Source organism: Microbacterium sp. P5_E9 (assembly GCF_054049175.1).
The window spans coordinates 21,322-44,697 of the sequence record NZ_JBFUMV010000023.1; the positions used below are offsets into that span (position 1 = coordinate 21,322).

The window sequence follows — 23,376 nt, forward strand, 5'->3', positions numbered from 1 at the left end:
GCGCTATTCCTCGTCGGATGGGGCGTCGGGTGTCGGTTGGGGGGCGTACTTGTCGAAGACGCGGGAGAACAGGATGCCGGTGAGGAAGGCGATCCCGGAGAAGCCGATCACGAGCCACAGCAGTCCGTAGGCCGTCACCTGGCTGTAGAAGATGGAGACGATCACGGCGAGCGCGATGATCGCGAAGGCGGACAGCGACGTGAGCACGTGCTTGCCTGAGATCAGCCGCGCGTTGCGGAGCACCTCGCGGATGGTGCCCTCGAAGTTGGCGAGGTAGGGGAAGACCCACAGCACGTTGAGTGCGAGGACGAACGCCACCAGGTACCAGACCGCGAACACGATGAACTGGATGACCGGCTCGGTCACGTAGGTCGCGACCACCAGGTACCAGGCGCCGAGCACCGCAGCCATGACTAGCACCAGCAGCCAGATCAGCGTCGCCTGGCGGAAGTTGCGCCGGAAGGAGCGGAAATAGTCGCCCGTCGTGGAGTCGGACTGGCCACGTGCGAGGCGCATCGCGGTGAAGTTCAGGCCGGTCAGCGCGGCGCCGATCGTCACGATCGGGATCGACGTCGCGATGAACACCACATTGAGGATCATCAGATCAGCGATCCGCGTCAGGAACCGCATTGCCGCGGAGTCCGGGGCGAAGAAGCCGCTCATTCGTATGTCCTGTCCAGATGGGTCGGGCGGGCCCGCGTGGTGCGGACCCGCCCGACCGTCTCAATGGGTCAGCTCAGCACCCGCTACTTGGCCCACGCGTCCATGTCGGCCTGGATCGACGCGCGAGCGTCCTCGTAGCCGGCATCCTTCAGCGCCTGGCGCATCTCGGCGATGGCCGCAGCCGGGTCGTCGAACTTGCCGAAGGCCAGCTGGGGGACGTACTGCGTGAGCACGCTGCTCATGGCCGCCAGCGTCGGGTCGATCGCGTCCTTGTTGATGAGGAGGGTCGAGTACGGGTAGTCCTCGGCGACCGCGTCGAGTGCGTCGTAGATCTCCTGCTTGTTGGGCGCGTCGGTGACCTTGTCCAGCTCGAACTCGTCCATGCGTCCGGCCCAGAAGTTGGAGCCGAGCGAGTCGGTCGACGAGTCGTAGCCCTCGGGGTAGCCGAGCTTGCCGTCGTCCGTGACGATGTAGTCGGTGCCCTCGATGCCGTAGTTGATGAGGCGGTAGTCCTCTTCATCGTTGCGGAGCAGGTCGTAGACCTCGAGTGCCTTCTCCGGGTGTGCGGAGTAGGCGCTCACACCCATGGCGCCGTGAGTCAGGATGTCCTTGAAGACGTTCCCGTTCTCCTGGCCCCAGTAGAAGAACTTCGGGTCGGAGCCCGGCTGCTTCTTCGACAGGTTGTCGTAGATCTGCCCGATGAACGTCTGCGTGTGGTGCTGGTCGACGCCGGACAAGCCGGCGTACAGCTCCTCGCGCGTGTCACCGTCGTAGTTCGCGGCGTCCTCACGCCACACGCCGATGTCGTTCCACTTCTTCGCGTTTTCGGCGGCCTCGAGCAGCTGGTCGCCCTCCATGAACCACGAGGTCACCGTGTTCGGGTCGGCCTCGGTCGTCTGGAACGGGTAGTAGTTTCCGGCGCTGACCTGCTGGATCGTCTGGAAGTCGCTGTGACCCTGGATGTAGCCGGTGATGTCGGCGTAGGCGTCACCCGCGACGTCCCACGGGTACGCCTCGGGCTTGTTGTCCTTGACCCACTGGAAGTACTTCGTGAAGTCCTCGAACTTCGTGATCTCGCCGTTCTCGAAGCCCGCCGCCGTCGCCCAGTCACCGCGGTAGAAGAAGCCGTGGTTCGTGTACTGGGTGAAGTTGTCCTCCGGAATGAAGTAGATCTGTCCGTCGTCCAGCTTCGTCAGGTCCCAGTGCCCATCGGCGTCGACCTGTGCCCACGTCTTCGGGGCGTGCTCCTTGAGCATGTCCTCCGACAGCGGGAGGAAGGCGCCCTTCTCGGCGTTCTCCCACGCGAACAGCCAGTCCGTGGCCGTGGTGATGAGGTCGACGTTGTCGTCGCCCGACAGCAGCTGCAGGTTGTACTGGGTCTGCCAGTCGGCCCACTCGACGTAGAACAGGTCGAGCTTCGCGTTCGCCTGCTTGACGAGCTTCTCGTTCAGCTTGTCGAGCATCGCCTCGAGGCGGCCGTTGGTGGGCTTGTCGCCGAGCACGAGCATCGTGATCTCGGTCGGGTCGCCGTTCGCCGACTCCTCCGACGATGATCCGGCGCACCCCGCGAGTGCGGTGGCGCCCAGGCCGAGCGCGAGGACCGCCGCTCCTGCCCTGATGAATTTCCTTGCCATTGTGAGGCTCCTTTGGCTCTCAGTACTGGTGGTTGCAGTGGTGCCGCCTCTACAGGAGGCGTATTGGTGCGCGACCGATCTTCGGTGGTCTGCCGCGCATCGTCAGCAGCGGCGGGTCAGCCCTTGACGGCGCCGACCGTGATGCCGCTGACGAAGTATTTTTGGACGAAGGGATAGAGGAAGAGGATGGGCACCGTCGCCACGACCGCGCTGGCCATCTTCAGGGTGTTGCTCGGCAGATCCGTGATGCTGACGTTCGATCCGGCGACCGAGTTGCGCAGGGCATTGGCCGTGTTGATCACGTTGTACAGGTAGTACTGGAGCGGTTTGAACTCGACGGTGCTGCCCAGGTAGAGCGACGAGAGGTACCACTCGTTCCAGTAGCCGAGGGCGAGGAACAGTCCGACCGTCGCCAGTGCGGGCTTCATCATCGGCAGACACAGCTGGATGAAGATCCGCATGTCGCCGGCGCCGTCGATCTTGCCCGACTCGACGATCTCGTAGGGGATGGTGCGCATGAAGTTCTTCATCAGGATGATGAGCCACGGGGTCATGAGCAGCGGCAGGAAGACCGCCAGGTAGTTTCCCCGGAGCCCGAGGTCCCGGCCGATCCACAGGAAGGTGGGCGCGAGGCCGGCCGAGAACAGCGTCGTGAAGTAAATGAAGAAGGCGATGTAGTTGCGCAGGCGGAAGTCCTGCCGATAGAGCGCGAAGCCCGTCATCGCGATGATGAACAGCCCGATCGCCGTGCCGGCGACGGTCATCACGATCGTGACGACGTATGAGCCGATGATCTGCCGCGGCGCTCGGAAGATGTACTCGTACGCGGTGAAGGTGAAGTCCTGCGGGAGCAGCCCGAATCCGCTCTTCATGATCGCCGCCTCGCTCGAGAATGAGGCGGAGACGATCAGGATGAACGGCAGCAGGCACATCACCGTGAAGATCGAGATCGTGGTGTACGAGATCCCTCGGATCACGTAGTCGCTGCGGTCGAGCTTGATGCGGCGGGTGCGCTCTTTCGTGGCGGTGGCGCGACGGCCGGCCGCCTTGCTCGCAGTCACGGTCGCGGTCACCGGCACGTCGGCGATATCAGAAGAGTGCATAGTCAGGGTTCATCCTCCGGACGATCCAGTTCGCCGTGATCACGATGGCGAATCCGAACAGCGACTGGTACAGACCCACCGCCGTCGACGTCGTGAAATTGTTCTGCGACATCACCATGCGGTACACGGCGGTCTCGATGATGTCCGTGGACTGGAACAGCGCCGCGTTGTTGCCGACGAGGTTCCAGAAGAGCCCGAAGTTGCCGTGCATGATCCCGCCCAGCGCGAACAGCAGCAGGATCACGAAGATCGGCTTGAGGCTCGGCAGGATGATGTAGCGGATGCGCTGCCATGCCGATGCGCCGTCGATCGCGGCCGCCTCGAACATTCCCCGGTCGATGCCCATGATCGCCGCGAAATACACGATCGTGCCGTAGCCGGTGCTCTGCCAGAGATGCACTCCGGTGATGATGAACGGCCACGCACCGGGCGTGCTGTAGATCTTGAGCGGGTCGCCGCCGGTCTGCTCGATGAGCGTGTTGACCGCGCCGTTGTCGAAGTTCAGGAGGTTGAACGCGATGACGCCGACGAGCACGACCGAGATGAAGTACGGCAGGAACATGATGCTCTGGGTGATCTTCTTGAAGTACTTGAGGCGAATCTCGTTGAGCATGACCGCGAAGGCGATCGCCAGGACGTTCCCCAGCACGATGAACGCGAGGTTGTAGAGGACCGTGTTGCGCGTGAGCAGCCACAGCTGACCCGACTTGATCAGGAACTCGAAGTTCTTGAACCCGACGAAGGGGCTGCCGAAGATGCCGTCGCGGTAGTTGAAGTTCGTGAAGGCGATCCAGATGCCTGGCAGCGGCGCGTAGTTGAAGATCAGGAAGAAGACGATCGCCGGGAGGCACATCAGAAGCAGCATCTTGCTCGCGTTGAATCGCTTCCACAGCGACTGCTTGCGCCGCTTGGGCACAGCTTCCACCGCTGTTGCCTGTACTGCTGTCAAGGACATCCGCCCGCCTCTTCGCGTTCGTTTACGTCGCTTCGCCGCGACGTGCCTACCAGTTAACCTAACCGTCGATTAAACTCGGTTTTCACACATTACCTCGCGGGTTGTTTTAATTCAACCCACAGTTATCAACCCGTGATGAGTCCGTGATAAGCCCGTGTTTCCGGCGTCGTTCAGCGCTCATCGGGTGACTCTGCGTCGGTTCTGCGCGGGTCGCGCTCGACCACATCGCCCAGCACGTCGTCGATGCGTCGCATCAGTTCGGCGGGGATGACGACGCCCGATGCGGCCACGTTCTCCTGCACCTGGTCGGGGCGGGAGGCCCCGATGATGGCGGCCGCGATGTTGTCGTTCTGCAGCACCCAGGCGACGGCCAGCTGCGCCATCGTCAACGACAGCTCGTCGGCGATCGGCGTGAGCTGCTGCACGCGCGTGAGCACGTCATCCCGCATCCACCGGTTGTTGAGGTCGCCGCCGACCTTCTCGTCGCGGGCACGACTTCCCTCGGGAGCGGCACGTCCGGGGAGGTACTTGCCGGTCAGCACGCCCTGGGCGACGGGCGACCAGACGATCTGCGAGATCCCGAGCTCACGCGACGCGGGCACGACCTCTTCTTCGATGACTCGCCAGAGCGCGGAATACTGCGGCTGGTTCGACACGAACGGGATGCGCAGCTCCTTGGCCAGGGCGGAGCCTGCCCGCAGCTGCTCGGCGTTCCACTCGCTGACGCCGATGTACAGCGCCTTGCCGCTGCGGACGATGTCGGCGAACGCGACCATCGTCTCCTCCAGCGGCGTCGCGTAATCCCAGCGATGCGCCTGGTAGAGGTCGACGTAGTCGGTGCCGAGTCGTCGCAGCGAGCCGTCGATCGACTCCATGAGGTGCTTGCGCGACAGCCCCGAGTCGTTCGGGCCACCGGGTCCGGTCGCGAAGTAGGCCTTGGTGAAGATCTCCAGCGATTCGCGCCGCTGGCCCCGCAGCGCCTCGCCGAGGACCGACTCCGCCGCGGTGTTCGCGTACATGTCGGCGGTGTCGAACGTGGTGATCCCGGCATCCAGTGCCGCATACACGCAGGCGGTCGCGGCGTCGTTGCCGAGCTGGGAGCCGTGGGTGAGCCAGTTGCCGAAGGTGATCTCGGAGATCCGGAGACCGGAGGCGCCGAGGTGGCGATGCTTCATCGGTGTGCGTCCTTCATGGGTGTCGTGCTGGCCTGAGCGTCATCGCTCCGGCGCGTCGTGCGGCCTGAAGAATCATGCGGTACGGGTGGCTGTGAGAATGCCGGGCGCCGAACAGGACCTCGTCAGTACTCGACGGGGCCGGGATCCGCGTCGCCGACGAACCGCGCGACGTCCGTGCGGGCGCCGTCGAGCTCGAGCACGACGAGCTCGTTGCGGCCGTGCCGCAGCACCGGGCCTGGGACGTACAGGGTCCGCTGCGGGGGCCGCGACCAGTAGCGGCCGAGGCAGAATCCGTTGACCCAGGCGATCCCCTTGCCCCAGCCGTCGGTGTCGAGGAACCGGTCGGCGGGCTCGTCGACGGAGAACTCCGCGTGCGCGAAGGTGAGGCCGGGGATCGCGCCGATGGCTGCCTTCCCCTCCCCCGCGCCGGCGGCGAGGTCGGTGAGGTCGCTCTCGCGCAGCAAGGTCGTCCGCCATCCGCCGAGCGGCCGGCCGTCGATCGACGCGCCGCCGATGATCCCCTTGTCCTCGCCGATGCGCGGCCCGTAGTTGACCCGGCCGAGGCTCTCCACGACCAGGATGAGCTCCTCGCGCACCGGCGGGAGCGCGAGCGTGGACTGACCGAGCTCGCGGGAGAGGATGCCGACGCACAGGCCGTCGACCAGCACGTGAACCCGATCGCGGATGTCGTCGAGCACGAGGACGCCGGGTTCGTCGCGCTGCAGCTCCGTGCGGTGCACGAGGATCGCGGCGTCGTGCCCCGCCTGGGCGAAGGTCGGGAGGTGGGCGCTGTCGATCGTGGCCGACGATCCGATGGCCTCGAGGAACGGACGCCGGGCGGCGAGGAGCACGACCTGCTCGGGCGCCGGTCCGCCGGCCGCCGGAAGGTCCTCGGCCAGGGTCGTGTGACCCGCGAGCACATCGCGGAAGGCCCAGTACTTCGCTGTCGGGCGACCGGCCTCGTCGAGCGGCGCGTCGTAGTCGTAGCTCGTGGTGATCGAGGCGTACACGCCGCGGTCGTTGGCTCCGCTGGTGAGGCCGAAGTTGGTCCCGCCATGGAACATGTACAGGTTGACCGACGCGCCGAGCGAGAGCAGCGCGTCGAGGTCGGCGGCTGAGGCTTCGACCGAGGTCGTGTGGTGGTAGTCGCCCCACGAGTCGAACCAGCCGTTCCAGTACTCCGAGACCATGAGCGGCCCGGTCCGCTGGTGCTCGCGCAGCACCGCGAGGCGCTCGGGGGAACGCGAGCCGAACGACGCCGTCTTGTGCAGACCGGGCAGCGAGCCGCCTTCCAGCATGTGCGGCTCGGGCTGATCGACCGTCGTGAGCGGCACGGTGATGCCGCCGGCGCGCGTCCGGTCTACGAGGATCTGCAGGTACTCGGCATCCGATCCGTAGGCGCCGTACTCGTTCTCGATCTGCACCAGGATCACCGGGCCGCCCTGGTCGATCTGCAGGGGCGCGACGATGGCATTGACCCGATCGAGGTACTCGCCCACGGCGGCGAGGTAGTGCGGCTCATTGCGGCGCACGCCCACCTCCGGGTCGGTGAACAGCCACGTGGGCAGGCCGCCGTTGTCGAACTCGGCGCAGATGTAGGGCCCGGGCCGGACGATCGCGCGCATGCCCTCGTCGGCGACTGTCCGCAGGAACCGCGCGAGGTCGAGCCGGCCGGTGACGTCCCACTCGCCGCGCTGCGGGGCGTGCAGGTTCCACGCCACGTAGGTCTCGATCGTGTTGAGCCCCATGAGCCGGGCCTTGCGGATGCGGTCGGCCCAGTGGTCGGGGTGCACACGGAAGTAGTGGATCGCCCCCGACAGGATCTGGAACGGCTCGCCGTCGAGCAGGAAGTCGCTCTCGCCGATCGCGAACCGGGACACGGATGCCGCGGCCGAGAGCTCTGCGCCGGCGAGTGTGCCGTCGGCCGCGGGAAGAGTGGTGGTCATCGGGGATCGGTCCCGTTCTGCTCGTGGGAGGCGCGTGCCTCCGACCGGGTCACGACGACGCCGCGGGGCGGGATCGTGACGGTGTCCTCAGGCGTGGAATGGTCGCGTGGTGCGTCGATCAGGGGGACGCCGCCCTGCAGCGGAGCGGTGACCTCCGCGTCGGTGCGGTTGATGAAGAAGGTGTACTCGGCGGTATCGTCACCCCGCACGAGGAGCTCGAGGGCTCCGTCCGCGGCACGGGCATCGCCCTGGAGGGCGGGGATGCCGGCGCTGAGGTCGCGCAGGAGGATGCGCAGGCCATCCGCGCCGAGGTCGGAGGCGACATAGGTCGCTCCCCCGCCCTGGATCGGTCGGCGGGTGATCGCCGGCGACCCGGCGAGGTCGCCATCCTCATACGAAGCGAGGACCGTGACCGCGTCGCCGGTGACGCGGACGCGTTCCGTCCACTTCGCAGCGCTCGTGCCGTTCGACAGGCCGATCCGCTCGTCGGGGAGCAGCGGCACGAACTCCTCGACGAGGATGCCGAGAACCTCGCGCAGCGCGCCGGGATACCCGCCGAGCCAGACCCGGTCGTGCTCGTCCACGGTGCCGGAGAAGTACGTGACGATGAGCTCGCGGCCGGTGGCGACGAACGCCTCGAGCCGGGTGCGCACCTCGTCCGTCACGACGTGGAGCATCGGGGCGATGACGACCTCGTAGCCGTCGAACGACGAGCCGAGCGGGATCACGTCGGCGCGGACGCCGAGGTCGAGCAGGGCGGTGTACCAGTCGAGGGCCTCGCCCCGGTAGCGAAGGCGGTTGGACGGGTGCGAGTCGCGCTCAGCCACCCACCAGGACTCCCAGTCGAAGAGGATCGCGACCCGTGCGGGCCGACGCCGCGACCCGGTCAGCGGGGCGAGCTCGCCGAGCGTGCGACCAAGTCGCGCGACATCGCGGAAGACCCGGCTGTCCTCCCCCGCGTGGGGGACCATCGCCGAGTGGTACCGCTCGCCGCCGGCACGCGACTGGCGCCACTGGAAGAAGCAGACCGCATCGGCGCCGTGGCCTACGTGGGTCAGGGCGTCCCGCGCCAATTCGCCGGCGCGCTTGACGGTGTTCACGTCACGCCAGTTCACCGCGCTCGTCGCGTGCTCCATCAGGAACCAGGGCCGCCCGAGCGCGAGGTTGCCGGTCAGGTTCGCGGAGAACGACAGCTCTTCGCGTCCGCCCGCTCCCGGGCGGAGGTAGTGGTCGTTCGAGACGAAGTCGACATCGCCCGTCCACGTCGCGTAGTCGACCGACGGGAAGACCTCGGTGACCATGAAGTTCGTGGTCCGCGGAATCGACGGCGTGACCTCGGCGAGCACCGCATTCTCCGCACGCAGGTAGCCGAGGAGCGCATCGGACGAGAAGCGCTCGAAGTCGAGCTGACGACCCGGATTGACGTGGGTCGGCGCGACCCGGGGCGGCACGATCTCCTCCCAGTCGCCGTAGTGCTGCGACCAGAAGGCCGTGCCCCACGCGTCGTTCAGGGCATCCAGGGTGGGGTAGCGATCCTGCAGCCAGCCGCGGAAGGCGCGGGCCGCGTCATCCGAGTAATCGAATGCATTGTGGCAGCCGAGCTCGTTGGAGATGTGCCAGGCGACGAGCGCGGGGTGGTCCGCGTAGCGCTCGGCGATCTTGCGCGCGAGACGCAGTGCGTAGAAGCGGAAGATCGGGGATGTCGGGCGCCAGTGCTGCCGTCCGCCCGCGTGCAGCACGGTGCCGTCGTCCGTCACCGGCAGCACCTCGGGGTGCAGCCGCGACAGCCACGGCGGCGGTGAAGCGGTCGCGGTGGCGAGGTCGACGTCGATGCCGCTTTCGTGCAGCAGGTCCATGACGTCGTCGAGCCAGCCGAAGTCCCACTCTCCCGGCCGCGGCTCGAGCAGCGCCCACGAGAAGATGCCGAGCGAGACGATGTTGACGCCGGCCTGCTGCATGAGGCGCATGTCCTCGCGCCACACCTCCCGCGGCCACTGCTCCGGGTTGTAGTCGGCGCCGTAGCGCAGCCGCCCGGGGCCGAGGGCGCCGTCGTTCACCCATCGATAGTGGTCGGCGGCGCGTTCGTGCGTGCTCATCGGGAGCGTCTCCTTGCTGGGATTCTCAGTCATTCGGAAAGGTTCTGCGCCCGCTCGAGACGTGCGTAGCGGCCGCCGCGGGCGACCAGCTCGTCGTGCCGGCCCACTTCGACGATGCGCCCGTGATCGAGCACGACGATGCGGTCGGCGCCGCGGATCGTGGAGAGCCGGTGTGCGACCACGAGAGTCGTGCGCCCGCGCATCAGGCGTGCCAGCGCGTCGCGCACGAGCGCCTCTGACTCGGGGTCGAGCCCCGACGTCGCCTCGTCGAGGAGCAGCACCTTCGGATCGCGCACGAGCGCCCGCGCGATGGCGATGCGCTGGCGCTGCCCGCCCGAGAGCCGCGCACCGCGCTGCCCCGCGACGGCGTCCCAGCCTTCCGGCAGCGCGTCGACGATCTCCGCCGCGTTGGCGTCCTCCAGGGCCCGGCGCACCCGCTCGTCGGAGACGTCTCCGAGGCCGTAGGTGATGTTGTCGCGGATGGAGCCCTCGAAGAGCACCGACTCCTGCGGCACGACCGAGACGTACCGGCGGAACGTCCGCAGATCCAGAGTCGCGGCATCCACTCCGTCCAGCAGCATGCGCCCGCTCGTCGGCCGGATGAAGCCCAGCGCGAGGTTCAGGAGGGTCGACTTGCCCGACCCGGATGGGCCCACGAAGGCGACGGTCTCGCCGGCGGCGATCTCAAGGTCGACGCCGTCGAGGGCGGGATGCCGCGCATCGGGATACCGGAAGACGATGTGCTCGAACCGCAGGTCTCCCCCCACCCGCGTGACGACCGCCTTGCCCGCGTTCTCTTCGAGGTCGGGCTCGGCCAGCACCTCGGCGATCGAGCGGACCGACTCGATGCCCTTCGCGCCGATGGGCCACAGCATGAGCACCTGAGTGAGCCCGCCGGTGATGAGTCCGAAGTAGGCCGAGAGCTGCACGACCTGGCCGGGCGTGATCGAGCCGGGGTCGGTGATCGCCACCCACGCGGCCGTGACGAGGCATCCCACCGAGAGCAGCTGCAGCACGACCCACGACATCGACTGGAAGCGCCCGTTGAGCATGTCGAGCTGATACCCCGAGGTGCGCACGCCCTCGGCGCCTTCCGCGACGCGGGCCTGCGCGGTCGCCTCGAGTCCGTGCGCGCGGGTGATGGGCATGAGCGTCGCCATCTCGCCGACACGGCTCGAGAAGACCTCGACATCCTGGCGGAACGCCTCGTTGCGCCGCCGCGAGCGCGACGCGAGGATCCACCGCAGGAGGACGGCGATCGGGATCGTCAGCGCGTAGACCGGCAGGAAGTAGGGCATCGTGATCGCGGTGACCACGATCGCGCCGGTGATCACCATGGTCTGCGCGAGCACGGCGTGGGTCACCTGCTGCAGCATCAGCTCGATGTTCTCGACGTCGCGGACTACTTTGTTCTGCACGATGGACGCCGACACCCGCGTGTGGAACCCGATCGAGAGGGTCTGCAGGCGTGCGGCGAGCGCGTTGCGCAGGTCGGCCCCGCTGTGGCGCACCGCGCCCATGAAGAGCCTCGTCCACAGCACGTGCATCGGATAGTTCTGGGCGAGCGCGATGAACGCCAGCGCGGCCCAGAACCAGAGCTGATTCAATGGTCCGCCCGCGACGACGAGGTCGATCACCGACGCGGTCACCACGGGCATGAGCCACTGCGGCGAGTCCTTGATCGGGAAGATCAGGACGGACGGGATCACCCGCTTCTTGTAGCGCCCGAGCAGCCGGAACACCGAGCGCACGGGGTGCGCGCCGTCCACCTCCACGGGCGAGCTTGCGGGCGATGCGGTCATCGGCGCTGCTCCGCCGGGCGGCTGAGCGGGTACGCCCGGACGGCCTCGGTGTCGCCGGTCACGATGAAGCCACGGGATGCCGGGATCCGGGCCCCATAGACGCCGCGCTGTGTCGACACCTCGACGATCGGGCCGTCGAGCACGATCCGCACGTCGCCGCCGACCGGCAGGGCCGCGGACTCCGCGGCGGTGGAGACGTGGAGGGCGTCCTCGGTCATCCGCAGCGACACCAGCTCGCCGTCCGCTGCGACGATCGCCAGGTGGGCGCCGGGCCGCGCGGCCCAGACGATGTCGGCCGCCGGGCCCGCGACATCCGTCCCCGTGGAATCCGAGCGGCAGCGCTCGAGATCGGGGTGCGGCGCGAGGACGAGCTCGTCGCCGTGCAGCGCGAGGAGGTACGGCACACTGAGCGCGCCGGCCCAGCCGGCGGCGTCGTCGCGGATCTCGCGGAGCCAGAACTCGAGAGTGGGGCGGCCCTGCTCGTCGCGCACGAAGGTCGGCGCGTAGTGGCTGCGGCTGAACGACAGGCGGCCCCAGTTCGCTGCCTCGAAGCGGCCGTCCGCCCAGCGGCCCACGGCGTAGCCGACATAGGGCGTCTCGCCCTCGTCTTCCACCGAGAGCACGAGCACGTGCCGCCCGTCGATCTCGAAGAGCTGCGGGCACTCCCAGAGGGTGTTCTGCGAGAGCGGCGCGCTCGGGTCTGCGGAAGGGCGAAGCGCGACACCCTGATAGGTCCAGGCGTCGAGGTCGGCGGAGCGATACGAGACGAGTGCCGCTCGTCCATCCCGGTGGCGGCCGCTGACGAGCATGCTCCAGCCGTCGGCGTCGCGGAGCACCCACGGATCCCGGAAGGCGCCCATCTCGGCCGGGGCGTCCGCGACGAACGCACCCTTCTGCCAGGTGAGCCAGTCGGGTCCGTCCGGGGTAGCGACCCGGATGCGGGCGTGGTCGTCGGTGACCGACGTGTAGAAGATCCGCCCCATGCCCGCGTCATCGACGACGAGCGAGCCGGACCAGATGCCGCCGTCGCCGTCGCCGGGGAAGATCGCGACCGGGAGCTCTTCGAGCGACAGCAGGTCGGCCCCCTTCGCATGACCCCAGTGGATGTCCGCCGCCCACTCGGTGCGCTCGGGGAGGTACTGGAAGAACGCGTGGTACTCGCCGTTCCAATGCCGCAGCCCGTGCGGGTCATTGATCCACCCCGCGGCGGGGGTGAAGTGGAAGGCGGGACGCATGGTTTCGGGCTCCGGGCTGGGCTAGTTCGCCGRGCCGGCGGTGCCGCGGACGATCGCGCGGATCCGCTCCGCCGGAAGTTTCGGCACGCGGTTCTCGTCGGCGAGGCCGTTGGTCTCCTGCACCGTGTCGGTGAGCTGCGTGTAGACCCAGCCGGCGAGCGCGGTGCTGGCGTGCAGGGCCGCGAAGATCCCGTTCAGGTGGCGGTCGAGGTCGGCCGGCGAGCCCACCAGGCGGTACCCCCAGATGTTCCTGCCGTCCTCGGGCGCGAAGCTCACACCGCCGAATTCGCTGAGGACGACGGGAGCGGATGCCGTGGCCTCCGACTCTGCGGCGGCGCCGACCAGCACGCGCTTGCCGAAGGGCGAGATCCCGTCGAGCGCCGCCGCGACGGCTTCCGCGGTGCCGTAGCGCGCGCGCAGCTTCTCGTGGTCGTTCTCGTAGTCGTGCAGCGTCAGGAGATCCGACTGCAGGTGCTCCCAGCCGTCGTTCGAGATGACCGGTCGCGTGCCGTCGAGCGTCTTCGTCAGGTGATAGAGGGTTCGCGCGAACGCCTGCTGGCGTGCGTCCACGGCGACGTGGCGAACGGCCCAGCTCTCGTTCAGCGGAACCCAGGCGACCACGCTCGGGTGCGAGGAGTCCCGTCGGATGACATCGGCCCACTCCCGCGTGAGGCGGGTCACCGCGGCATCCGAGTGCTCGAAGGCGCTCGGCAGCTCGGTCCACACGAGCAGGCCCAGCCGGTCCGCCCAGTACATCAGCCGCGGATCCTCGACCTTCTGGTGTAGGCGCGCGGTGGTGAAGCCGAGGTCTTTGATGAGCTCCACTTCGGCACGGAGTGCGGCAGGCGACGGCGCGGCCAGGTGGGACTGCGGCCAGTACCCCTGCGAGAGGACGCCGTGGATCGGGTAGGGCCGGCTGTTGAGGAGGAACGCGCCGCCCATGGTCTCGACCCAGCGCAGGCCGAGGTAGGAGTGCACGACATCCGTGCTCTCGCCGGCGATGAGCTCCACGCGCGCATCGATGAGGACCGGCCGCTCCGGCGTCCACAGCAGCTCGTCGAACCCCTGCTCGGTCCCGAGGGCGGGGATCGCGATCGCGATCTGCTCGACCGGGCCGGCCATCGTCACGGTCACCTCGGCGAGCTGCTGCGCACCGTGATGGAGCGTGATGTGCGCGCGGGCGGGGACTGCGGGTCGTGCGGCGAGTTCGAGGGTCAGATGCACCCGATCGTTCGGGATGTCGGGACGCCATGCCACCCGCGTGACATGCTGCCGCGGCACCGACTCCAGCCAGACCGGCTGCCAGATCCCCGTGGTGCGGTGGTACCAGATGGAGTGCGGTTCGACCTGCCAGTCCTGCTTGCCGCGCGGCTGGCTGAGGTCGTGAGGGTCGTCCTCGGCGCGCACGACGACGTCGAAGTCCTCCTCGAAGGGGGGCACCTCGACCGTGAAGGGCGTGTGGCCGCCCTCGTGCGATCCCACGTGGACTCCGCCGATCCACACATCTGCGCGGTAGTCGACGGCGCCGAAGTGCAGCAGCAGCGTGCGGCCCCCGGCGTGGTCGGCACGCTGGAGGTCGCCCCAGCGGACGCGGCGGCGGTACCAGACCACGGGGTGGTAGCCGGTCTCGTTGATGCCGGACAGCGGGGACTCGGGCGGGTAGGGCACCACGATCGTGCGGGGAAATTCGTCGGGAAGGCCGGCTCGGGGATCGACCGTGACGTCATCGTCGTAGGCGAAGTCCCACTCACCGCTCAGGTCGAGCCAGCGGGGACGCACGAGCTGCGGGCGCGGGTAGGTGCCGTCCTGCGCCGAGGCGCGGAGCTCTTCATCAAGCATGCCGGAAAGCCTATCCAGATATTCCAGCGCTGGAAATACCCCTGTGGGCACCCCCAGGCGGCGCGATCGTCGGCGCGATAGCCCGCGCTGTCGAAACCGCCATTCGCGGCTGTTGCGTTCGGGCGCGTGAGGCGGTTTCGGCAGCGCGTGGGTGGGCTCGAGCGCCCGACTCAGCGAGCGCCGGTGGTGTCGCGTTCGACGATCGTGTGCGGCGCGATCCGGTGGCGTCCGACGCCGTCGTACCCGCCCATCCGGTCTTCGAGCAGCTCGAGGGCAGTGCGCGCGATCGACTCCTTGTCGGGCGAGACGCTGGAGAGTCCAGGGGTGCTGTGACGCGCCAGGACCGTGTCGTCCCAGCCGAGCACCGCGACGTCGTCGGGCACCCGGAGCCCCGCCCGATCGAGCCCGCGGAGCGCGGCCATCGCGAACAGGTCATCGCGGCAGATCAGGGCGTCGAAGCGCACCCCCGCCTCGATCGCGGCGAGCAGGGAGGCCACCCCGCCGTCGATGCCGAATCCGTCGGTCTCGAAGACGAGCGTCGGGTCGCTGCGGATCCCGGCGGCGTGCAGCGCCTCCTGGTACCCGAGCAGGCGCAAGTCCGTGGATTCCGTGTAATCCCCGCGCACCATGCCGAGGAACGCGACGCGCGTGCGACCCTGTCGCAGCAGCAGCTCCACGCCCTCTCGGGCACCGGCGACGTTGTCGATCATGACGTGATCGGTGGTGAGCGGGCGCGCTCCCTCGCCGAGCAGCACGAGCGGTGTGTCGGGGCGCAGGCGCGCGATCTCCATCGTGTCGATGCGGGCGGGCTGGAAGATCACGCCGTCGACGAGACCCTCTTCGCGATCGCGGAGCACTGCCCGCTCGGCCTCGATGTCGTTCATGGTCTGCTCGACGATCACGCGATAGCCGCGCCGCACCGCCTCCGCGCTGACCTGACGGGCGATCTCGGCGAAGTACGGCTGATCGATCTCGGGGATGGCGAGCGCCAGCATTCCGGTCCGCCCGGTGGCGAGCCGCCGCGCAGTGAGGTTGGGGCGATAGCCGAGCTCGTCAATCGCGGCCTGCACGCGCTCGCGCATCTTGGCCGACACGTGCGGGTAGTCGTGCACGACGTTCGACACCGTCTTCATCGAGACGCCGGCGAGCAGCGCGACGTCCTCGAGACGCACATGCTGGCCCGGTCTACCGCTTTTCATGTCGCTCATCCTAGGATCCTCTTTGAAATGTACAGCGCTGACATTCCTCCGCACCTCCGCGTCGAGGCCACTCCCGTCGCCCACCCGCAGGCCATCGTCCAGGGCGATCGCTGGCGCTTCACCGTGCTGGCCGATGGCCTGCTGCGCGCGGAGTGGTCGGATGACGGCGTGTTCGAGGACCGCGCCACCACCTTCGCCCTGCACCGCGATCTTGCCGTGCCGGAGTTCCGGGTCATCGACGGCGACAGCACGCTCGAGATTCTGACCGCACGGCTGCACCTGCGCTACGACCGCAAGCCGTTCAGCCCGAGCGGCCTCCGCATCCGTCCGCTCGGCGTGGGCTGGGGCCTCGAGGACTGGAAGTTCGGCGAGGTGGAAGACCTCGGCGGCACCGCTCGCACGCTCGACGGCGTCAACGGGCGCCTGCCACTGGAGAGCGGCGTCGTCTCACGCAAGGGCGTCGGCGTCATCGACGACTCGGCCTCCATGCTCTTCACCGACGACGGCTGGGTGAGCCCGCGCGAAGGCGAGCGCACCGATCTCTACGTCTTCGCGTACGCGCACGACTTCGGCGAGGCGCTGCGCGCCCTGTACGCACTGTCCGGCTCGCAGCCGGTGCTGCCCCGTTGGGCCCTCGGCAACTGGTGGAGCCGCTACCACCGCTACACGCAGGACGCCTACATCGAGCTGCTCGACCGCTTCGAGCGCGAGGGCGTGCGGTTCTCGGTCGCCGTGCTCGACATGGACTGGCACCGGGTCGACAGCGTGCCGCCCGAATTCAACGGCGGCTGGACCGGCTACAGCTGGGAGCCCGACTACTTCCCCGACCCGGAGGCCTTCCTGGCCGAGGTGCACCGCCGCGGCATGAAGGTCACGCTGAACCTCCACCCCGCCGACGGGGTGCGCGCTTTCGAGGACGCCTACCCGGCGATGGCCGAGGCGCTCGGCCGTGACCCCGAGCTGGGCGAGAAGATCGCGTTCGAGATCAACGACCCCGCCTTCCTCGCGGCGTACTTCGCGGTGCTGCATCACCCGTTGGAGGCGCAGGGCGTCGACTTCTGGTGGATGGACTGGCAGCACGGCCCGCACTCCCGCGTCACCGGCGTCGACCCACTCTGGATGCTCAACCACTTCCACTTCCTCGACGCCGCGCGGGGCGGCGAGCGCCCGCTCCTCCTCTCCCGCTACGCGGGACCGGGCAGTCACCGCTACCCGGTCGGATTCTCCGGCGACGTCGTCCTCAGCTGGGACTCGCTGCACTTCCAGCCGGAGTTCACCGCGACCGCGTCGAACATCGGCTACGGCTGGTGGAGCCACGACATCGGCGGCCACATGTTCGGCTCGCGCGACGATGAGCTCACCGCGCGCTGGGTGCAATACGGCGTGTTCTCGCCCATCCTCCGCCTGCATTCCACCGCCAACCCCTTCCTCGCGAAGGAGCCCTGGGCCTTCCCGGCCGAGACCCGCGCCGCCCTCGGCGACGCCCTCCGCCTGCGTGTGCGCCTCGTGCCGTACCTGCACGCGATGAACCACCGCGCGGCCGCCGCCGGCGCTCCCCTCGTGCTCCCGCTGTACTACACGTGGCCCGAGCACCAGGAGGCGTACGCCGTCCCGAACCAGTTCACCTTCGGCAGCGAGCTGCTCGTCGTGCCGATCACCTCGCCGCGCGACGACGTCACGCTGCTCGGAGCGGTCACGGCCTGGCTGCCGCCGGGCGTGTGGACCGACATCCACACCGGCGCCGTCCTGCAGGGCGGCCGCACGGTCGAGCTGCACCGCGGACCCGACTCGATCCCGGTGCTCCTGAAAGCCGGCGGCCTCCTCCCCCTCGCTGGCGAGGACGAGACGGATGCCGCGGCCAACCCGGCAGCGTTCGAACTCGTCGTCGCGCCCGGGGCGGACGGCTCCTTCACCCTGGTCGAGGACGACGGCACCGACGGCGGCGCGGTCGTGCGGACGACGATCCGCTGGAGCCAGCAGCGGGGTGAGCTCGTCATCGAGCCCGCCGACGGTCCGGACGGGGTCGTGCCCAGGGCGCGCACCTGGACCGTCACGTTCCTGGGTCTCGGAGCTGATGAGGTCGCCGGCGCCGAGCTGTCATCGCGCGGAGCGTCGGTGACGGTGAGCGGCGACATCCGCTCATCCCTCGCCGTCGCCACCACGCCCAACCCCCGTCCGCGCACGCGCGACCGCGAGGAGCGGCTCTTCGCCGTGCTGAACACGGCCCAGTACCTCTACGAGGAGAAGTCGGCGGCGTTCACGATCATCACGTCCGGACGCCCCGACTTCGACGTCTTCGCGGACCTGCACGCGCTCGGGCTGCCGTCGGCGCTCATGGGTGCGATCGCGGAGCAGCTCTCGCTGCGCTGACGCCTCCACCACACCCCAAGGAGCACGATGGAGTTCTTTCCGCAGACGAGTGTGCGGCTCGACGGTGGCCCGTTCGCCGACGCGCTGCGGGTCGACCTCGCCTACGTGCGCGCCCTCGAGACCGATCGGCTGCTCGCACCATTCCTGTCCGAGGCCGGGCTGACGCCTCGGGCACCGGCGTACGGCAGCTGGGAAGGCGAGGGGCTCGGCGGACAGACCGGCGGTCACTACCTGTCGGCGCTGTCGCACCTCTGGGCCGCGACGGGTGATGACGATCTGCGGGAACGGCTCGACTATGCACTCGGCGAGCTCGCCCGCGCGCAGGATGCCCGGGGCACGGGCTATGTCGGCGGGGTCCCAGGCGGTGCCGAGCTGTTCGCCGCGTTGGCTGTGGACGGGGTCGCAACGGCGCGCGCGTTCGGCGAGAGCCCGAACTGGGTGCCCTGGTACAACCTGCACAAGACGTTCCAGGGACTCATCGACGCTCACCTCGTCGCCGGCGCCGACCAGGCGCTCGAGATCGTGACCCGCCTGGCCGACTGGTGGCTCGCGATCGCCGCCGACGTCGACGACGAGACGTTCGAGACGATGCTCGCGACCGAGTTCGGCGGCATGAACGAGGCGTTCGCGCGCCTCGCCATGATCACCGGCCGGGACGAGTACGCGGCGATGGCGCTGCGGTTCTCGCATCGCGCGATCCTCGACCCGCTGCGGGAGGGGCGCGACGCGCTGACCGGCCTGCACGCCAACACGCAGATCCCCAAGGCGGTCGGCTACGCGATTTCGCCGGATGCCGGCATCCGGGCCGCCGCCGACGTCTTCTGGCGTGCCGTGGTCGAGCATCGCTCCGCGGTGATCGGCGGCAACAGCGTGCGCGAGCACTTCCACGAGCCGGGCGACTTCATGCCGATGGTCGACGACCGCGAAGGCCCGGAGTCGTGCAACACCTACAACATGCTGCGGCTCACGCGCGCCCTGGCCGAGCGCGGGTTGCGCCCGGAGCACCTCGACTACGCGGAGCGGGCCCTCATCAATCACGTGCTCTCCGCGCAGCACCCCGACGGCGGCTTCGTGTACTTCACCTCGCTGCGCCCGCAGCACTACCGCGTGTACTCGACCGTCGACGAGAACTTCTGGTGCTGTGTCGGCACGGGGATCGAATCGCAGGCCCGCTATGGCGAGTGGGTCTTCGGGATCGACGACGACGCCCTCGCGATCAACCTCTTCGTCCCGGCGACGCTCAATGCCCCCGAGTTCGGCGGTCTGGTGCGCGTGGAGACGTCCTTTCCGGCGGCACCCGAGGTGGCGGTGGTGCTCGACCTCGACGCTCCGCGCGCTTTCCCCTTGCGCCTCCGCGTCCCCGCGTGGGCGTCCGGTCTCGACCACCTCGCCGTCGACGGTGTGCCCGTCTCCGGCGTGGAAGCACCCGGGGCGATCGTCCTCGAGCGGGAGTGGCAGCCGGGCACGAGGGTCACGTTCCGCGTGCCGCTCGTCCTGCACGCCGAGCGGCTGCCCGACGGCTCGCCGTGGCAGGCGTTCCTCGCGGGTCCGATCGTGCTCGCGGCCCGCCACCCCGACGACGAGCTGACCKGGCTGCGCGGCAACGACCAGCGCTGGGGACACGTCGCCGGCGGCCCGCTCCTGCCGCTCGCCGCTGTGCCGATCGTCTCGGATGCCGGCGCCAACGAGCTGCTGACCCCGATCGCGCCGCTGCGCTACCGGCTGCGCACGGCCGATCCCGCGGATAGCGTCGAACTCGAGCCTTTCGCGGGGATCCATGACTCGCGCTACACGGTCTACTGGCCGGTCGCCGAGGCATCGGTCGAGGCTCGCCGCACCCAGCTCCACGAGCGCGACCTGCACAGCGCCGCGCCGGCAGAGCCGGCTCCGTACACCCACTGACCGACCACGCCGCCCGCCGGAGAGGACACCATGATCACCATCGCCGAGGCACCGAGCCACCACATCGACCGCCGCGTCTACGGACAGTTCGCCGAGCATCTCGGCCGGTGCGTCTACGAGGGCCTGTGGGTCGGCTCGGACTCCAGCATCCGCAACAAGAACGGCATCCGCTCCGACGTCATCGAGGCGCTCCGCGCGATCAAGGTGCCCGTCGTGCGCTGGCCGGGCGGATGCTTCGCAGACGAGTACCACTGGCTGAAGGGGGTCGGACCCGAGCGCCAGTCGATGGTCAACACGCACTGGGGCGGCGTCGTCGAGCCGAACACCTTCGGCACGCACGAGTACTTCGAGCTGCTGCACCAGCTCGATGCCGAGGCCTACGTCAACGGCAATGTCGGGAGCGGCACGGTGCCCGAGATGGCCGACTGGGTCGAGTACATGACCCTCGACACCGGCTCGCCGATGGCGGACCTGCGCAAGCGCCACGGGCGCGATCAGGCGTTCCGGCTCGAGTTCTTCGGCGTCGGCAACGAGAGCTGGGGCTGCGGCGGCAACATGCTGCCGCTGCACTACGCGAACCTCTACCGGCAGTACCAGACCTATGTGCGCAAGTACGGCGAGCACTCGATCTCGAAGATCGCGTGCGGCGCGAACTCCGACGACTACGAGTGGACCGAGGTGCTGATGGCGCGCGCGGCCGGCCACATGGACGGCCTCAGCCTGCACTACTACACGCTGCCGACCGGCGAGTGGGACGTGAAGGGCGCCGCCACCGGGTTCGACGACCGGGCCTGGCACGAGACGATCCGCCGCACCCGCTACATGGACGAGCTGCTCACCCGGCACGGCGCGATCATGGACCGCCACGACCCAGCGAAGCGCGTGAGCCTCATCGTCGACGAATGGGGCACCTGGTACGACGTCGAGCCGGGCACCGAGACCGGGTTCCTCTACCAGCAGAACACGATCCGCGATGCGGTCGCCGCGGCCATCAACCTGCACATCTTCCACAAGCACGCCTCCCGTGTGCGCATGGCCAACATCGCCCAGATGGTCAACGTGCTGCAGAGCATGCTGCTCACCGACGGACCCCGTCTCGTCAAGACCCCGACCTACCACGTGTTCGACCTGTATTCGGATCACCAGGATGCGGAGTGGGTGGATGCCGCGGCCGACCACGCCGATCCGTTCCTGGATTGGACGGTCTCCCGCAAGGACGGCACGTACACGATCAGCGTCGTGAACACGGGGCTCGAGCGGGAGGCCGCGGCATCCTTCCGCCTGCCGTCGGCCGTCGCGGATGTCATCTCGGCGCGGGTGCTCGTGGGCGAGACGTCGGACGCGCACAACACGTTCGATGCGCCGGACGTCGTGTCCCCGGTCGTGTTCTCCGGCTACCAGGTGCAGGGCGACACGATCACGGTCACGCTCCCGGCGCGCGCCGTCGTCTCGCTGCGGGTCACCGTCGCAGGATGAGTTTGGAGTCCCCCGCGCTTCCGGCTACGAGCGGCGCTCTCGCGCCGATCGACGCGGAGGCGTGGTCGCTGACGGCGCTCGCTGGTGCCGCCTCGGTCGAACTCCGGCTGCCGCCCGGGCTCGCGTTCGTGCTGGATGGCGACGACGACCTCTTCGTCCTGCCGAGCGATCCGAGCGGACGCACGCTGGCGGGCTCCGGCACCGCGTGGGTGCTGCCCGCGGATGCCTTCGGCGCGGAGCCGTCGTGGCTCATCGAGGCCGAGGGGCCGATCACGGCCCGGCCCGACGCCAGCGGATGGACAGTGACAGTGGATGCGGCATCCGCTCGCCTCACGCGCCACCGCGCACGGCCGCACGCCGACGTCACCGGGGGTGGGTTCTCGCTCGATCTGCCCGGCGGAGACCTTCTCGCCGACGCCGCCGCGGGCTTCTACTGGGGCACGATGCTGCCGTCGGTGATCGAGCGGACGACCGGCGCCGACTACCCCGACGCCATCGGCTACGTGCGCAGCACGATGGCCGGGATGTACGCCGGCACCTACCCCGACGTCGACCACGAGTTCCAGATCAAAGGGCGCGTCGCGTGGGGCAGCCCGCTCGACCTCGCCGTGGTGCGGCGCATGCTCGAGCTGCAGCTGCGCCTCATGCGCGAGGATCCCATCGGACTCTGGCGCGATCCGTGCGCCGTGCAGCCGAACGGCGACCGCGAGTACCACGTGCGCCGCGGGTCGATGGATGGCTCCGAGAACGCGGTGATGTTCCTCGTCACCGGCAACATCGAGGTGCTCGAGTCGATCTGGCTCTACGTGGCCCGCACGAAAGACGTCGAGTGGCTGCACCGGAACATCGCGGATGTCGAGGGCGCGGCATCCGGTATCGAAGAGTACATCGATCCGCAGGGGCGCCTTTGGGGCGACGTCTACTACGAGGACCAGGTCATCAAGGACGGTCGCGAGACGATGGCGCAGGCGCTCGCGGTGCGCTCGTTCGAGCTGCTCGCGCAGCTGGAGGATCTGCTCGGGCGCTCGGATGCCGCGGAACGGTATCGCGGGCTGCGCGACCGGTTGTCGGCATCCCTCTCCCAGCCCCTTCCGGGCGGATGGTGGGACCCGGAGGCTTCTCGCTTCGTGGATTGGGTCGATCGCTCGGGACGCGTGCACGACCACATCCACCTGCTCGCCAACATCCTTCCGGTGCTGGTGGGTGCCGCTTCTCCGGCGCAGTCGCGTGCCGTGCTGGACCTCGTCGAACGGGAGCTGCCCGAGTTCCAGCGGTTCCCGACGTTCCTGTCGGCCCGCATCGCGGATTACACGGATGCCGAGATCGGCGACGGCGGACCTTACGATCTGTGCGCCGCCGGGCGGTATTGGTGCTGGGATGCCGCGTTCTGGTCCTGGCGCGGAGCGGGGGCGATGCTCAAGCACCAGCTGGAGCGGGTCGCCCAGCAGGGCGCGCAGGACGGCTGGATCATGGGCGAGCGCTACGACATGAACCACGTGTACTACGTCGACGACAAGAACTGGCACGGCGCCGAGCACTACTACGAGTACCCGTGCGTGTTCTCGTGGGTGCTGTTCCAGGAGTACCTCGGCGTGCGGCCTGCGCTCGACGACGACCTGCTGATCGCGCCGCGCCTCGCAGAGTTCGGCGAGGTGACCCTCGGGCAGGACGCCTACCGGCTGCGATACCGGTACGCGCCGGAGGGGTTCACGGTGTCGAATCTGGCTGAGGTCGAGCGGACCTTCCGGATCGATGCGAGCGCGCTCTTCCCCGGGTCGCGGGGCCTGCGCCTTGGGGACGAGGCCTACGACGGCTCACCCGTGACCGTAGCCCCCGGGGCCTCCCTCACCCTCACCGCCGTCGTGGAGTCCTGAGTCCCCGCCCCGGGCGTCGACGAGAACAGGGTGATCGACCGATTCAGGACGGATGCCGCAACATCGTCCTGAATCGGTCGACCGTCCTGACTCGGTCGGCGTGCAGG

15 protein-coding genes are annotated in these 23,376 nt (G+C 68.8%); 4 read left to right on the top strand and 11 right to left on the bottom strand.

The genetic code is table 11. The features are described 5' to 3' along the window. Positions 1-3: 3 nt before the first annotated feature. The 11 genes from ACXJ3V_RS19195 to ACXJ3V_RS19245 form a co-directional block, all read right to left on the bottom strand. Positions 4-663, bottom strand: coding sequence for a YesL family protein (locus ACXJ3V_RS19195; RefSeq protein ID WP_457101951.1), 660 nt, complete (start codon positions 661-663; stop codon positions 4-6). 83 nt (positions 664-746) lie between these two features. Next, positions 747-2,297, bottom strand: coding sequence for an ABC transporter substrate-binding protein (locus tag ACXJ3V_RS19200; protein ID WP_457101952.1), 1,551 nt, complete (start codon positions 2,295-2,297; stop codon positions 747-749). Between the two features lie 116 nt (positions 2,298-2,413). Continuing rightward, the gene (locus ACXJ3V_RS19205; RefSeq protein ID WP_457101953.1) at positions 2,414-3,400 is read right to left on the bottom strand and encodes a carbohydrate ABC transporter permease; all 987 of its coding nucleotides are present in this window, start codon (positions 3,398-3,400) and stop codon (positions 2,414-2,416) included. Beyond that, positions 3,387-4,325 carry an ABC transporter permease gene (locus ACXJ3V_RS19210; protein WP_457101954.1) on the bottom strand — a complete coding sequence of 313 codons (939 nt, stop codon included), beginning with the start codon at positions 4,323-4,325 and terminating at the stop codon, positions 3,387-3,389. Before ACXJ3V_RS19210 ends, ACXJ3V_RS19205 begins: the two co-directional genes overlap by 14 nt. A gap of 200 nt (positions 4,326-4,525) precedes the next feature. After that, positions 4,526-5,530: an aldo/keto reductase family protein gene (locus ACXJ3V_RS19215; RefSeq protein ID WP_457101955.1), complete on the bottom strand. Its 1,005-nt coding sequence runs from the start codon at positions 5,528-5,530 to the stop codon at positions 4,526-4,528. A 122-nt stretch (positions 5,531-5,652) separates the two neighbouring features. Next, the gene (locus ACXJ3V_RS19220; protein WP_457101956.1) at positions 5,653-7,476 is read right to left on the bottom strand and encodes a glycoside hydrolase family 35 protein; all 1,824 of its coding nucleotides are present in this window, start codon (positions 7,474-7,476) and stop codon (positions 5,653-5,655) included. Continuing rightward, positions 7,473-9,605: a beta-galactosidase gene (locus ACXJ3V_RS19225; RefSeq protein ID WP_457101957.1), complete on the bottom strand. Its 2,133-nt coding sequence runs from the start codon at positions 9,603-9,605 to the stop codon at positions 7,473-7,475. Before ACXJ3V_RS19225 ends, ACXJ3V_RS19220 begins: the two co-directional genes overlap by 4 nt. Continuing rightward, positions 9,602-11,374 carry an ABC transporter ATP-binding protein gene (locus tag ACXJ3V_RS19230; RefSeq protein WP_457101958.1) on the bottom strand — a complete coding sequence of 591 codons (1,773 nt, stop codon included), beginning with the start codon at positions 11,372-11,374 and terminating at the stop codon, positions 9,602-9,604. Before ACXJ3V_RS19230 ends, ACXJ3V_RS19225 begins: the two co-directional genes overlap by 4 nt. After that, positions 11,371-12,609, bottom strand: a complete 1,239-nt coding sequence (locus tag ACXJ3V_RS19235) for a glycoside hydrolase family 32 protein (protein WP_457101959.1) — start codon at positions 12,607-12,609, stop codon at positions 11,371-11,373. The genes ACXJ3V_RS19230 and ACXJ3V_RS19235 overlap by 4 nt, the downstream gene beginning before the upstream one ends. A 21-nt stretch (positions 12,610-12,630) precedes the next feature. Then, the gene (locus tag ACXJ3V_RS19240) at positions 12,631-14,448 is read right to left on the bottom strand and encodes a glycoside hydrolase family 2 TIM barrel-domain containing protein (RefSeq protein WP_457101960.1); all 1,818 of its coding nucleotides are present in this window, start codon (positions 14,446-14,448) and stop codon (positions 12,631-12,633) included. A 170-nt stretch (positions 14,449-14,618) separates the two neighbouring features. Then, complete coding sequence (locus tag ACXJ3V_RS19245; protein ID WP_457101961.1) at positions 14,619-15,656, bottom strand: LacI family DNA-binding transcriptional regulator; 1,038 nt, start codon at positions 15,654-15,656, stop codon at positions 14,619-14,621. Positions 15,657-15,674: 18 nt separating this feature from the next. On the opposite strand from ACXJ3V_RS19245, the gene ACXJ3V_RS19250 reads away from it, so the two are divergent. Genes ACXJ3V_RS19250 through ACXJ3V_RS19265 form a run of 4 tightly spaced genes read left to right on the top strand, consistent with a single transcriptional unit; the run spans position 15,675 to position 23,269 of the window. Further along, the gene (locus ACXJ3V_RS19250; RefSeq protein WP_457101962.1) at positions 15,675-18,017 is read left to right on the top strand and encodes a TIM-barrel domain-containing protein; all 2,343 of its coding nucleotides are present in this window, start codon (positions 15,675-15,677) and stop codon (positions 18,015-18,017) included. Between the two features lie 27 nt (positions 18,018-18,044). Further along, complete coding sequence (locus tag ACXJ3V_RS19255; protein ID WP_457101963.1) at positions 18,045-19,919, top strand: beta-L-arabinofuranosidase domain-containing protein; 1,875 nt, start codon at positions 18,045-18,047, stop codon at positions 19,917-19,919. Positions 19,920-19,949: 30 nt separating this feature from the next. After that, positions 19,950-21,395, top strand: a complete 1,446-nt coding sequence (locus ACXJ3V_RS19260; RefSeq protein WP_457101964.1) for an alpha-N-arabinofuranosidase — start codon at positions 19,950-19,952, stop codon at positions 21,393-21,395. Continuing rightward, complete coding sequence (locus ACXJ3V_RS19265) at positions 21,392-23,269, top strand: hypothetical protein (RefSeq protein WP_457101965.1); 1,878 nt, start codon at positions 21,392-21,394, stop codon at positions 23,267-23,269. The genes ACXJ3V_RS19260 and ACXJ3V_RS19265 overlap by 4 nt, the downstream gene beginning before the upstream one ends. Positions 23,270-23,376: the final 107 nt, after the last annotated feature.

Excerpts from the sequence above, each read along its gene's own strand:
- ACXJ3V_RS19195 (WP_457101951.1), bottom strand. The coding sequence starts at position 663 with ATGAGCGGCTTCTTCGCCCCGGACTCCGCGGCAATGCGGTTCCTGACG.
- ACXJ3V_RS19200 (WP_457101952.1), bottom strand. The coding sequence starts at position 2,297 with ATGGCAAGGAAATTCATCAGGGCAGGAGCGGCGGTCCTCGCGCTCGGC.
- ACXJ3V_RS19205 (WP_457101953.1), bottom strand. The coding sequence starts at position 3,400 with ATGCACTCTTCTGATATCGCCGACGTGCCGGTGACCGCGACCGTGACT.
- ACXJ3V_RS19215 (WP_457101955.1), bottom strand. The coding sequence starts at position 5,530 with ATGAAGCATCGCCACCTCGGCGCCTCCGGTCTCCGGATCTCCGAGATC.
- ACXJ3V_RS19220 (WP_457101956.1), bottom strand. The coding sequence starts at position 7,476 with ATGACCACCACTCTTCCCGCGGCCGACGGCACACTCGCCGGCGCAGAG.
- ACXJ3V_RS19225 (WP_457101957.1), bottom strand. The coding sequence starts at position 9,605 with ATGACTGAGAATCCCAGCAAGGAGACGCTCCCGATGAGCACGCACGAA.
- ACXJ3V_RS19230 (WP_457101958.1), bottom strand. The coding sequence starts at position 11,374 with ATGACCGCATCGCCCGCAAGCTCGCCCGTGGAGGTGGACGGCGCGCAC.
- ACXJ3V_RS19235 (WP_457101959.1), bottom strand. The coding sequence starts at position 12,609 with ATGCGTCCCGCCTTCCACTTCACCCCCGCCGCGGGGTGGATCAATGAC.
- ACXJ3V_RS19245 (WP_457101961.1), bottom strand. The coding sequence starts at position 15,656 with ATGAGCGACATGAAAAGCGGTAGACCGGGCCAGCATGTGCGTCTCGAG.
- ACXJ3V_RS19250 (WP_457101962.1), top strand. The coding sequence starts at position 15,675 with ATGTACAGCGCTGACATTCCTCCGCACCTCCGCGTCGAGGCCACTCCC.
- ACXJ3V_RS19260 (WP_457101964.1), top strand. The coding sequence starts at position 19,950 with ATGATCACCATCGCCGAGGCACCGAGCCACCACATCGACCGCCGCGTC.
- ACXJ3V_RS19265 (WP_457101965.1), top strand. The coding sequence starts at position 21,392 with ATGAGTTTGGAGTCCCCCGCGCTTCCGGCTACGAGCGGCGCTCTCGCG.